General features: G+C 69.2%; 14 protein-coding genes and 1 tRNA gene. 6 read left to right on the top strand and 9 right to left on the bottom strand.

Annotated elements, in window-relative coordinates:
* Positions 1-15: 15 nt before the first annotated feature.
* Positions 16-1,053, bottom strand: a complete 1,038-nt coding sequence (locus ACFU7D_RS11745) for a TauD/TfdA family dioxygenase (RefSeq protein ID WP_378867209.1) — start codon at positions 1,051-1,053, stop codon at positions 16-18.
* Between the two features lie 288 nt (positions 1,054-1,341).
* Between ACFU7D_RS11745 and ACFU7D_RS11740 the strand changes: the two genes are divergently transcribed.
* The gene (locus ACFU7D_RS11740) at positions 1,342-1,713 is read left to right on the top strand and encodes a hypothetical protein (protein ID WP_378867206.1); all 372 of its coding nucleotides are present in this window, start codon (positions 1,342-1,344) and stop codon (positions 1,711-1,713) included.
* 2 nt (positions 1,714-1,715) lie between these two features.
* On the opposite strand, the gene ACFU7D_RS11735 is transcribed toward ACFU7D_RS11740, so the two are convergent.
* On the bottom strand, positions 1,716-2,135 hold the full coding sequence (locus tag ACFU7D_RS11735) for a MarR family winged helix-turn-helix transcriptional regulator (RefSeq protein ID WP_378867203.1): 420 nt from the start codon (positions 2,133-2,135) through the stop codon (positions 1,716-1,718).
* Between the two features lie 188 nt (positions 2,136-2,323).
* On the opposite strand from ACFU7D_RS11735, the gene ACFU7D_RS11730 reads away from it, so the two are divergent.
* Genes ACFU7D_RS11730 through ACFU7D_RS11720 form a run of 3 tightly spaced genes read left to right on the top strand, consistent with a single transcriptional unit; the run spans position 2,324 to position 3,724 of the window.
* Positions 2,324-2,722 carry a DUF1304 family protein gene (locus tag ACFU7D_RS11730; RefSeq protein ID WP_378867200.1) on the top strand — a complete coding sequence of 133 codons (399 nt, stop codon included), beginning with the start codon at positions 2,324-2,326 and terminating at the stop codon, positions 2,720-2,722.
* A 57-nt stretch (positions 2,723-2,779) separates the two neighbouring features.
* On the top strand, positions 2,780-3,106 hold the full coding sequence (locus ACFU7D_RS11725; RefSeq protein ID WP_378867197.1) for an ArsR/SmtB family transcription factor: 327 nt from the start codon (positions 2,780-2,782) through the stop codon (positions 3,104-3,106).
* 3 nt (positions 3,107-3,109) lie between these two features.
* Complete coding sequence (locus ACFU7D_RS11720; protein WP_378867194.1) at positions 3,110-3,724, top strand: SRPBCC domain-containing protein; 615 nt, start codon at positions 3,110-3,112, stop codon at positions 3,722-3,724.
* Here ACFU7D_RS11720 and ACFU7D_RS11715 read toward each other — a convergent pair.
* From ACFU7D_RS11715 to ACFU7D_RS11705, 3 genes are read right to left on the bottom strand one after another with little or no spacing between them, the layout of a single operon-like run.
* A complete protein-coding gene (locus ACFU7D_RS11715; RefSeq protein WP_378867191.1) occupies positions 3,697-5,031 on the bottom strand; it encodes an MFS transporter in 1,335 nt (444 codons plus the stop codon). The two genes, ACFU7D_RS11720 and ACFU7D_RS11715, sit on opposite strands and share 28 nt — an antisense overlap.
* Positions 5,028-5,867, bottom strand: coding sequence for an SDR family NAD(P)-dependent oxidoreductase (locus ACFU7D_RS11710; RefSeq protein ID WP_378867188.1), 840 nt, complete (start codon positions 5,865-5,867; stop codon positions 5,028-5,030). Before ACFU7D_RS11710 ends, ACFU7D_RS11715 begins: the two co-directional genes overlap by 4 nt.
* Positions 5,864-7,219: a flavin-containing monooxygenase gene (locus tag ACFU7D_RS11705; protein ID WP_378867185.1), complete on the bottom strand. Its 1,356-nt coding sequence runs from the start codon at positions 7,217-7,219 to the stop codon at positions 5,864-5,866. The genes ACFU7D_RS11710 and ACFU7D_RS11705 overlap by 4 nt, the downstream gene beginning before the upstream one ends.
* Positions 7,220-7,330: 111 nt before the next feature.
* Between ACFU7D_RS11705 and ACFU7D_RS11700 the strand changes: the two genes are divergently transcribed.
* Positions 7,331-7,972 (top strand): TetR/AcrR family transcriptional regulator, encoded by a 642-nt coding sequence (locus tag ACFU7D_RS11700; protein ID WP_378725098.1) that lies wholly within the window; start codon positions 7,331-7,333, stop codon positions 7,970-7,972.
* A 28-nt stretch (positions 7,973-8,000) separates the two neighbouring features.
* Here ACFU7D_RS11700 and ACFU7D_RS11695 read toward each other — a convergent pair whose 3' ends face one another.
* Positions 8,001-8,768: a protein phosphatase 2C domain-containing protein gene (locus ACFU7D_RS11695; RefSeq protein WP_378867182.1), complete on the bottom strand. Its 768-nt coding sequence runs from the start codon at positions 8,766-8,768 to the stop codon at positions 8,001-8,003.
* Between the two features lie 166 nt (positions 8,769-8,934).
* Between ACFU7D_RS11695 and ACFU7D_RS11690 the strand changes: the two genes are divergently transcribed.
* Positions 8,935-9,642 carry a hypothetical protein gene (locus tag ACFU7D_RS11690; protein WP_378867179.1) on the top strand — a complete coding sequence of 236 codons (708 nt, stop codon included), beginning with the start codon at positions 8,935-8,937 and terminating at the stop codon, positions 9,640-9,642.
* 110 nt (positions 9,643-9,752) lie between these two features.
* Here ACFU7D_RS11690 and ACFU7D_RS11685 read toward each other — a convergent pair.
* The 3 genes from ACFU7D_RS11685 to ACFU7D_RS11675 form a co-directional block, all read right to left on the bottom strand.
* Positions 9,753-9,828: transfer RNA gene (locus tag ACFU7D_RS11685), tRNA-Ala, on the bottom strand.
* A gap of 17 nt (positions 9,829-9,845) precedes the next feature.
* Positions 9,846-9,965, bottom strand: coding sequence for a DLW-39 family protein (locus tag ACFU7D_RS11680; protein ID WP_218131262.1), 120 nt, complete (start codon positions 9,963-9,965; stop codon positions 9,846-9,848).
* Positions 9,966-10,045: 80 nt separating this feature from the next.
* Positions 10,046-10,990 (bottom strand): hypothetical protein, encoded by a 945-nt coding sequence (locus ACFU7D_RS11675; protein ID WP_378867176.1) that lies wholly within the window; start codon positions 10,988-10,990, stop codon positions 10,046-10,048.
* Between the last annotated feature and the right edge of the window lie 70 nt (positions 10,991-11,060).

Genomic DNA, 11,060 nt, shown 5'->3' with positions numbered 1-11,060 from the left:
CCTTGATCCCGAGCGTCAGCGACCAGCGCCTGTGAGCTCAAGGGATGCGGGAAGAGGCTCGAGCACCGGGTCGATGATCCGCGAGGAGGCCTCGGACCGAGCGACCCGACTGCGGCGCAGGTCCTTGACGGTCGTGAGGCGGCGGAGCCAACGGTCGGTGCCGTCGTAGCGAGCCGTGAAGGGCTTGCGGCCGTGCAGCGCACGGTGGTTGTCGACGATGAGGATCTCGCCCGGGGCCAACGCGACGTCCTCGACGTTCGCGGAGAGCTCCATGATGAGCAGCTGGAGCGCCCGGTCGGCCTCGACGTCGCCCGGCAGAGCCGCCATGTAGGGCGGGTCCAGACGGACGTCGGGGGCCTGGGGTGAGCCGGAGAGCACCGCGGTCGGCGCGGCGAGCAGCTCGGCCTCGTTGACGCCGGCCTCGCGGAGATTGCGCAGGTGCTCGTCGTCGGGGTGGATCACGTAGCGCGGCTCGAACAGCGGAGCGTACTCAGGGCCGGTCACGTCGATCGAGCTGATGCCGACCGCGGTGGTCGGGATCATGTCCTCGTTGCGCAGAGCGATCAGTCCGAGGTGGTCACAGCGAAGGTTGCTGAACGCGTCCTCGATGTGCAGGTCGAGCACGACGTCGCTGCTGTGCCCGGTCTGCAGGCTCTCCTGCTTCTGGATCGGCAGGATGTTGTTGACCAGCTGGCCACCCTGCAGCGAGGACCAGGAGACGGCGTCACCGAGCTGAGCCATGATCAGCGCGAGCCAGAAGTCGGCCATGTGCGGCGCCTGGGCGTCGGGGTGGTTCCAGTGCGGCGGGGTGGGGCCGGCGGTCACCGGAAGCCCACTGACCACCAGGGCGTCGGTCGCATCGCCGTAGCGGAATGCGCGGATCGCCTTGGCGACGCTGTCGGGAAGCTCACCGCCGAGGAACGGCGCGGTCTCGAGGAACTCCGAAGAGACCGGGCTCTCGAACCGGGCGAGCAACGACTCCGACAGCTCGGCTGCGGCCTGGGACTCTGCTGGGGTCATCTCGACCCGGGTGACTACGGACTCTGCGCCCACGACATTGACCTCTCGGACTTTGCGGTGGAGGGGTTCGTCAGAAGCGTTTTCTGGCGCCCGCACCAAAGGGTTTCCTAAGTTCGAGACCACTTTGTTCCGCCGTACGGAATTCAAACGAGTGATAGGTCCAAATATCGAGACGATAGGTATTAGGCCCCTTGCGCAATCGCCGTGAACCTGTTTAGGGAATGTATCTCCCTTGCGGTCTGCCAGTTACCAGCAATTTGCCCGTCTGGCGCGGTTTCTCGAAGACTCACGCGGCCCGTTCCGACCCCTATCCTGAGCACCATGACAGCGATGACGCCACCGGGGACGACACCGAGAACAACGGCAGGGTTCGGTGGCTCGACGGCCGACGTGGTGCTGACGATCGTCCTGATCGTGCTCGGCTTCGGCGCGAGCGTCATGGCCAGCTTCTTCGGCGCCTTCTCCATCATGGCCAGCGATGGGTGCTTCGAGACCTGCAACTACACGATGATGAACATCGGCGTCGCGGTCATGGTCTTCACCCCGTGGATCTGCTGGCTCGTCTTCGGCATCTGGGGGATCGTCCGCCTGGCCCGCAAGAAGCTCGCCGTTCTCGTCGTGGTCGCCGGCGGCGTACTCTCGGTCGTTCTCTACATCGTCGGGATCGTCCTGCTGACGGCCACGATCGGCTGACCTCACCGGTACGGATCGACGAGCTCGCGCAGCGACGTGAGCGCCTCCCGCAGGGCTGAGGCCAGGCGGGGGCCGAGGTGATCGTTCCACTCCTGCTCGACGCCCATCACCACCTCGCGAGCGCGGTCAGCGGCGTCCTGCCCGGCGGCCGTGAACCTGATCAGGCGCGCCCGACCGTCGACCGGGTCCGGGACCCGCTCGACGAGCCCTTCCCGCTCCAGCGCCACGACCAGCACGCTCGCGGTCTGCTTGGTGACCTGGGCCTGCTCGGCCAGATCGACCAGCCGCGAGCCGTCCTCGGCGATCCGCTGGGCGAGCCGGGCCTGCGCGACGGTGATGTCGTAGCCGGCGTCCCGCATCGCGGAGATGACCCGTTCGTCCATCGCCCGGTAGGCGATGAGCATGAGAGTTGCGACGTCCATCGAACCCCTAGACCCCCTTGACCCCCTTGACACTGTGCGGCACCCTGCTCAATATAGTCAGCAAGACTGACTATCATACCGCTCTCCGGTGTCCAGACGACCGTCTGCTCACGGGGCTCCGCCGGACGCGTGTTGCTTCCACGATCTCCACAGCCTCGCGCGCCGAGGCCCGTCCCGAGCAGGTTCACATGAACGCAGTCGCTCAGCTCAGTGCCGGCATCTCCGCCCTGATCCTCATCGCCGTCTTCCCCTTCGAGGCCTTCTTCATCCACCGCCCCGAGGTCCAGCGGTTCCTCGGGATCGAGCCGAACGGCATCCGCAACGTCCACCTGTGGTCGTTCTGCATCGGCGCCCGCAACGCTCTCGCCGGCATCGGCACGCTCGTCGGCCTCTGGATGGTGAACTTCGGCGACGAGTCCACCGGCATCACCGTCGTGGTCGTCACCTGCCTCTACATGCTGCTCGCCTCGTTGTTCATGGGGATCGCCGACGCCCTCGGCTACTGGCTCCCACGCGGCGGCAGCATCCGCGGAACCGTCGCCGCCTCCGTCCTGCCCGCGGTCGCGCTGATCGCGATCGCGGTCTGATGCTGCGCTGAAGCACATGCCTTGACAGGCATATTCCGATTAAGGCATATTGGATCCATGCCCGCCCGCGACGTCTTCAGCGTGATCGCCGACCCGACCCGTCGGCAGATCCTCGACCTGCTCTGCCAGCGCGAGATGGGGGTGAGCGAGCTGGTGGAGACCCTCGGGCTCGCCCAGCCGAACGTGTCCAAGCACCTGCGGACACTGGGTGAGGCGGACCTGGTCCACGTACGCGTCGACGGACCGCGCCGTCACTACCGGCTGCGTCCCGAGCGGCTCCGCGAGCTGGAGGAGTGGCTGGCGCCGTTCCGCCGGATGTGGGCCGACCGCCTGGACGCCCTCGAGCGCCACCTGGACCAGCTCAACGACCACGAGGAGGACTGAAAGATGACCGAGACGACCGAACCCCTGGGCGAGGTGCTCCGCGACGGCGAGAAGGCGGGCCTTCGCTACGTACGCCAGCTGCGCCACTCACCCGAGAAGGTGTGGCGGGCCCTGACCGAGACGGACGGCCTGCGGCACTGGTTCCCGACGGACATCGTCGGGGAGCGTGTTGCCGGAGCGCGGCTGAGTCTCCCGTTCTGGCCCGAGGGCCTGGAGCTGGCGAGCACCACCGACGCGATCGAGGAGATGGGGGTCGACCCGGACAGCTACGTCTCGGAGGGGGAGCTGCGGGTCTGGGACCCGCCCCGGACCTTCGAGTTCACCTGGGGGATGGACGGCCGCGAGGAGCTGACCGACCTGCTCCGCTTCGAGCTCGAGCCCACCGACGACGGCACCCGCCTCACCTTCGTGACCTGGTTCGGCAGTCCCACCGGGAACACCGATTCCGCCGTCGGCTGGCACGTCTGCCTGGACCACCTCGCCGGCGTCCTCGACGCGCCGGAACCGCCGGCCGACGAGGACGCTGCCGTCGTCGTCCAGCGGGTCATGGCCCGGTCCGAGGAGCTGCGACCGGCGTACGCCGCCCTGCTTCAGGACGCGGTCGAGTCGAGCTCGTAACGGCGCTGCAGCAGGATCGCGCCGCTCATCAGGACGGCGGGCACGATCGTGAACCCGACGACCACGGCCACCAGCGCCGAGTGCGGTTGGATGATGTGCTCGCCGGCGGTGCCGGACACGAAGCCACCGAGGCCGAGGACCCCGGCGTACAGGTAGGGCCCGAGCGCGGTGCCGAGCGCCTCGGTCGCCGTCCAGGCACCGGTGTAGGCGCCCGCACGGGAGACCCCGGCGGAGCGGGCGGCGTCCACGGCGTCGGGGACCATCGAGAACGCGAACAGCTGCAGGCCTGCGAACGCGACGCCGAGCGCGACGACCGCGGGAGCGGTGACCGCGATCCCGACCGCCGCGCCGGCCAGAAGGACCAGCGAGCCCACCACGAAGATGGACTGGCACAGCAGCAGCCCGCGCTGCTTGCCGATGCGGCGCGACACCGCCCGCCAGACCGGCCCCGCGACCAGCGCCGGTCCGAGGAACAGGCCCATCAGCAGCGCCGTCAGCTTCTTGTCGTCGAAGATGTGGTCGGTCACGAAGGGCAGCGCGGCCAGGAACAGATGGGTCGTCGTACCCGTCAGCAGGTAGGACAGCGCGAGGAACCGGAAGTTGCGGTCGCGCCACGCGACCCGGAGGTCGTCGAGCACCGAGTGCGCCGACCCCGTCTCCGGAGGCCGCACCCCGCACTCGGCGGTGAGCCGCCGGACCCCTCGGATGGCGACGAACGCCGTGATCACGATGACGACCCCGAGGGCCACGGCCATCTGGGCGTACGCCGCGCGGCTGCCGGAGGCGGTCAGGGCCGGGGCGATCACCCCCGCGCCGAGCAGCCCGACGGTCAGGAACGCCATCCGGTAGACGAAGACGCGGGTGCGCTCGTGGTAGTCGATGTCGAGATCGGACGCCGTCGTCAGGTAGGGCACCTGGAAGCTCGCGAAGAGCAGGTTGCCGACGACCAGCCAGCAGCAGACCCAGGCGGCGGCCGACCAGCCCTCGAGGCCACCGGGAACGGCGAACAGCGCGGCCATCGCGACGCCCAGCAGGGCCCCACGGGTCATCATCGAGCGTCGGTGTCCCTGCCGTACGGCCTCGCGATCCGAGCGCGAGCCGAGCAGCGGGTGGACGATCACGTCGATCACCTTCGGCGCGAGGATCGTCAGGCCGGCCAGGAACGGCGCGACACCCAGCACGTCGGTGAGGAAGTAGAGGAGCAGCAGGCCCGGGACGGTCACCCATACGCCCATCCCGACCGAGCCGACGCCGTACTCCGACAGGGTGCCGACGCGCGCGCGACGCACCGCCGGCAGCGTGGTCATGCCATCTCCCGGTGGCGGCGCACGACGCCGACGGCGAGGTCGGCACCGTCGAAGGCGCCGGCCCGCGCCCGCTCGGCCAGGGTGCGCCGCACGATGCGGTCCGACACGGCCGGCAGGTGGCGGGCGATGAAGAACTCGAGCGCTCCCCTGCGCGTGGTGGTGACGTCGCGGCGTACGCGGGTCGACATGGCCGCACGGACGATCGCGTCCACGACACCCTCCAGCGGCTCGTAGCTGCTCATCCCCTCGAGGGAGAGCCCCGCGGCCGCGGTCGAGTCGTGGATCGGGCTGCGCACCGCCGACGGATAGACACAGGTGACCCCGACATGGGTGCCGAGCTCGTGGCGCAGCGCGTCGGCATAGGCGACCATCGCCCGCTTGGAGGCGCCGTACGCAGCAGCCAGCGGCAGCTGCAGCACCGCCATCCGCGAGGCGACCATCACCACCCGGCCACGGTCGGCGACGAGCGCGTCGACGCAGGCCGCGGTGACCCGCCAGGTGCCGACGAGGTTGATGTCGAGCTGGCGGCGTACCTCCTCGCCGGGAGGCAGCTCCGCGGGCGCCGGGCCGCCGATGCCTGCGTTGTTGACGAGGATGTCGAGCCCTCCGCCCAACTGCCCGACGGCTTCCGCGACCGCGGTCGTGACGCTCGCGTCGTCGGTGACGTCGCACGCGACGACCGGGTAGAGCTCGTCGCCGGTCGGGCGGATGTCGAGCCCGACGACCTGTGCCCCCTGGGCCACCAGGCGGGCGCCCAGCGCGCGGCCGATGGTGCCGGAGGCTCCGGTGATGAGGACCCGCTTGCCGCGTACGTCCTGCCGGTTCTGCCTGCTCATGCGCGCGACTCCTCGCTGGTGACGGACGGGTTCCGGGCCGGGCCGACGCGGCCCGTGCCGGACGCGATCTCCCGCGGGACCGCGGCGACGTACTGGTCGAAGTCGATGCGCATCATCGGCCGCTTCGCGCCCCACCGCGCCAGCGCCGCGGCGTACGCCTTGGTCACCGCGGCACGTTGCGCGGCCGGGGCGGGAAGCCCGTAGCGGCCGCTGAAGCAGGCCGCGACGAGCTTGGCCTGAGCCTCGACGACCGGCAGCGCGGCCCCGGTCGACTGCATCAGGCCGGTGAACGCGAGCGTCGGGTCCTCGAGATGGAAGACCCGCATGAACAGCGGCATCGACTCCGGGTCCTCGCCCGTCCACTCCGTGCCGAGGAACGGCAGGCTGACCCGGTAGCCGGTGGCCCAGACGATGACGTCGACCTCGTCCGTGCTCCCGTCGGTGAACCTGACGGTGGCACCGTCGAAGCGCTCGATCCCCGGCCGCGCGACCACCTCGCCGTGGGTCAGCCGGTGCAGGATCGTGTCGCTGATCGTCGGGTGGTTCTGGAACAGTCCGCCCGCCGGCGCCGGCAGCCCGTACGCCTCCGGCCGCCCCACCGCGACCCGCAGCATCGTCTCCGCGATCCGCTGCCGGAGACGCCAGGGGAGCCGCGCGAGGGCAGCCCCGGTGGCATCGGCCGGACGGCCGAAGAGGTACTTCGGGACGATGTGGGTCCCGTGCCGCGCCGAGAGCAGGACCGGCCCGTCGCTGACGTGGGATGCGTCGACGGCGATGTCCATCGCCGAGTTGCCCATCCCGACCACCAGCACCCGTTGACCTGCGAAGACGTCCGGCGAGCGGTAGTCGTGCGCGTGCATCTGGTGCCCGGCGAAGTCACCGGGGTAGGCAGGCGACGGCCAGCGCGGGTCCCAGTTGTGGCCGTTCGCGACCACGACCGCGTCGAATGCGTCGGTGGTGGTCGACGCTTCGTCCGGGCCGGTCGAGGTCACCTCCCACCCGTCGCCGGTGCGGCGTACGCCGACGACGGTGGTGCCGAAGCGGATCCGCTCGGTCACCCCGTGCTCGTCGGCATAGGACCTCAGGTAGCCGGCGATCATGTCCGCCGAGGGATAGTCGGGCCAGTCGACGGACATCGGGAAGTCGACGAACTCGGTCCGGCCCTTGCTGGTGTTGAGGTGGAGGCTGTCGTAGGCGGGCGACAGGCCGCTCGCGTTGTCCCGTGCCCACAGCCCGCCCGGACGGTCGCCACGCTCGAGCACGGTGACGGACAGGCCCTCCTCGAGCAGCGCCTTCGCCGCGGTGAGGCCGGCCGCGCCGGCACCGATCACCGCCACGTCGGTGATGTCCATGAGCCCTCCTGGGTATCTGATCGGGCGTCAGTCAATCGCATGATGGAGAGCAGGACAAGGCTCTTCCGAGGATTTCTCCAACAAGTGATGGAGATGGTTATCCTCGGGACCATGAGCCAGCGCGCCGACGACACCCACAGTCGAGAGCGGATCCTGGTCGCCGCGACGGATCTGTTCGCGGAGCGCGGCTACGACGCCACCAGCACCCGCGCGATCGCGGACGCCGTCGGGCTCAACATCGCCACCGTCGCCTACCACGTCGGCAGCAAGCCACAGCTCTATCGCGAGGTCATGCGCCGCGCCCACGAGGCCCAGCGCGCGGTCGTCCTCGACGCACTGAAGCACCTGGAGTCCACGGGCCCGACCCCTGCCGAGACCCTGGCCGGACTGATCGACTTCGTCGATGCGTACCTCGCCTTCTGCCTCGAGCACCGCGAGGTTCCGGCGCTGTGGATGCGACGCTGGCTCTCGGAGGGCAAGGACCTCATCGAGTTCGAGAGCGACCTCGCCGGACCGCTGATCGCCGAGGTCGCGGGCGCAGTGCGGACCGCCCTGGCACGTGCCGGGATCGGAGCCGACGTCGACGTCGAGATGCTCGTCTTCACCATCGTGTGGACCGCGCACTCCTTCGCCCGGGCCGGCATCATCGATGCCGCCGGCAACCGGGTCGCCACCGACGACGCAGCGACCCTGGACCGGTTCCGCGACCACCTGCACACCGTTCTCGACAGGATGATCCCGACGCCGGGCTGACCAGGCCGAGAGCCCCGCGTGCCTGAGGTCACACGCTGCCGACGAGGCGGCAGAGCACGGCAGTAGCGTCGTCGTGCCGTTTCCCGTGAAACCCGGTGGCGGCGACCTCGTCGGCTTCTCGCGTACGCCGCACCAGCTCCTCCGGGCCGATGTCGAGGATGTCGAGCAGCTGGTCCCAGGTCCGGCCGTGGCGCTCGACGAGCGTCGCAGCCCCATCGGTCAGTACGGCGATGGAGCGGACCTGCTGCGAGCCGAGGTCGATGCTGCCGGTGACGGCATGGCGAGCGGCTTCCGGCACGGTGCTGGCGACCCAGAACCCGTCGGGGGTGTTGCGTGCCGCGCCGAACGCGGCCACCGAGTAGTCGTCGAGGTGGTCGAGCCGGTCGTCGGTGATCTGACGGATGCTGCCATCGGCCATCCGGAACACGACGAACGAGTCCGCGAGGGTCAGATAGTCCGCCCGTCCGCCGCGCACGCGCAGGAGGGCAACCGTCGAGGACGGGCTGTTGGGGTCGTCGAGGTCGCAGGTGTCGGCGTGAGCGTCGCAGACCTGCTCGATCGCGCGCTCGAGGATGCTGGCCAGATCGGCGTTGTCCGGCGCAGTGATTCCCTCAGCCAGCCGGAGACCCAGCTGGCGCACCAGCCACGGCACGTCATGGATGCAGCCGTTCTCGAGCCCGGCGACCGGCGTCGCCCCGTCGAGCACGATGACGAAGTCCTGCCCGACGAGCACGAAATCCTCGTTGACCTCACGGGTCGGAGAGACCTCGGTGTAGACCTCGCTGCTGATGCTCACTCGGCAGCCTCGATTCTGGTGGAGCGTAGGGGACTCGAACCTAACCCTGCTCTACGAGCGCTGTTGGGGTTCTGTGTGCCGAATTCACTGACGGATACCTGCCAGGGTGTTTCAATGCAGGCGCGCCGCACGTTGCAGCGCGCCTCGACTTCGAAGGAAGACCCCCATGCTCCGCAAGTTCACGCTTGCTGCCGCCGCTCTCGCACTCGGGGCAGCGACCCTGTCACTCGGCGGTTCCGCGCAGGCAGCGACCACCCCCTCTGTCAATGTCACAAGCGCCTGCCAGGGCGGCGCTGGTGTCATCACCGTCGGCGCCCGGCGCTCGCCCACCGGTGGCACCATCGGAACGTCCGTGATTCGTGACGTGAAGAGGCCGAACTGGTCCGGATTCACGATGGTCGGCAACAGCGAGCCATCCTTTCCGTCGACCGAGCCAGAGATGCTCCACCCGGTCGACGGCGTCGTACGCGACACCACGAAGTCCACCCGCGCCTGGCCGAAGCCGGTCATGGGCCTGTACTTCTCGGGCGACTACTCGGTCCTCTGCGTCGGAAGCGTCGACCAGAACCCCAACCGAGTCATCGGCATGGGCCCGTCCTCCCAGATCACCGTGCGCCGCGACTCCGGCGTCGTCCGGGTCGAGGGCGAGGCGAACCGGATCGGCAAGTACCGACTCACCGTACGCCTGTGGACTCCGGCCGGCTTCCAGGAGAAGTCGAAGGTCGTCAACGTTGGCGTTGACACGAACATCGGCGAGTTCCGGCACCGCTTCACCGGCTTCCAGCGGACCAACAAGTTCACCAAGGCTGTACTGATCACAAAGAACATCCGAAGCGGCAAGACCACCACGGTCACAGTGCGACGCACGTTCTGATCTCCACTACTGCTCGTGGCCCCGTCGATCCGGCGGGGCCACGATGTCTGAGCAGGCTCAGCGTATTGGCCGAATCGGCCTGGTCGCGAGGCGGAAACCAGCCTCTGACCTGGTGGAGCGTAGGGGACTCGAACCCCTAACCCCCTGCTTGCAAAGCAGGTGCGCTACCAATTGCGCCAACGCCCCGGACGGGTGTCCGTCGGTCAGTTCACCTTGTCGGTCGCCGCGGCCCAGTGACCCTTCTCGGGGTTCGACTGGTCGAGCTTCTTCTTGGCGAGGATGATGCCGGCCGCGGCCAGCAGTACGAGGACGATCTTCTTCATGTCATCTCCTGCGGGTCGTGGTGAGCATTGCTGCCCGTTAGACCTGGAAAGCGTACCGGCCCGCCCTGAGGCGTACGAAATCAACCGGCCTCGGGATCGGGCGCCAGGCCCAGGGAGGCGATGGGGGTACAGGTCATGTGGGTGCTCGCCCACATCCGGCCGGTCACCAGCCCGAACCCGTACGCAGAGGGCCGGCTGTAGGGAGAGGCGCCGGACTCGTAGGTGGCGATGAGCTCGCCCGAGACCTCGACGATCGCCTCGGCCATGTTCGGGAACTTGAACTTGCGCCGGACCGCGCCGACACCGCCGTCGGACCTCCGCTCGCAGACGAAGATGGTGCTCGGGCGGTGACGCCCGAACGAGGAGGAGAAGACGTACTCGTCGCGGCGCACGACGACGCCCTGGACCTTGGGCGGGGTCGTGGTGGAGACGACCGGCTCGGCGAAGTCCCACTCGCCGTTCTCGCCCTTCGCGTAGGCGAACAGCGTCTGGTTGCCGAAGCCTCCCACGTAGAGGCGATCGCCACGGATCCGGCAGTAGGAGCCGGCCGCCACCTTCGCCGGCGCCTCGATCGGCTCGACCTCGGCGCCCTTCGCCGCCTCGCGAATGGCCGAGAGCGAATAGCGGTAGAGCCGACCGGCGCCGCCCGCACCCTTCGAGACCCAGACGTCGTCGCCGTCGATCGCGACGCCGCCGGCGTGCCCGGGCCCCGCCTTTCCGTTGTAACCCACGAGCAGCACCTCCGCCGCGGACTTGCCGCTCTTCAGGTCGACCAGCACCAGCGCCGAACCCTTGTCGTGGGAGTAGTAGCTCTGGGCCAGCAGGTTGGTCTCGGGGTCGTAGCCCAGCCCCTGCGGCGTCCAGTCGTGTGCGCCACCGGTGGCGAGGGTGTTGGGGATGAGCGGGCCGACGCGACCACCCAGCCGCTGCCCCCACCTCTCGGTGCGCTTCATCCCGCCCCTGACCCACCGGCGCGTACGTCCCGGGATCGAATCGAGGTCGAACGGAAGGTCGATCTTCGTCATGACGGTGATGTTCGCACGCGGTTCCTACCCTGGTCGGTTGGCCCGCCGTCCTGTGGTCGGTACGTTCCCT

It is taken from the genome of Nocardioides sp. NPDC057577, from assembly GCF_042801335.1.
In the GTDB taxonomy this organism is placed as follows: domain Bacteria; phylum Actinomycetota; class Actinomycetes; order Propionibacteriales; family Nocardioidaceae; genus Nocardioides.
This window is presented reverse-complemented; position numbering and strand designations above follow the sequence as displayed.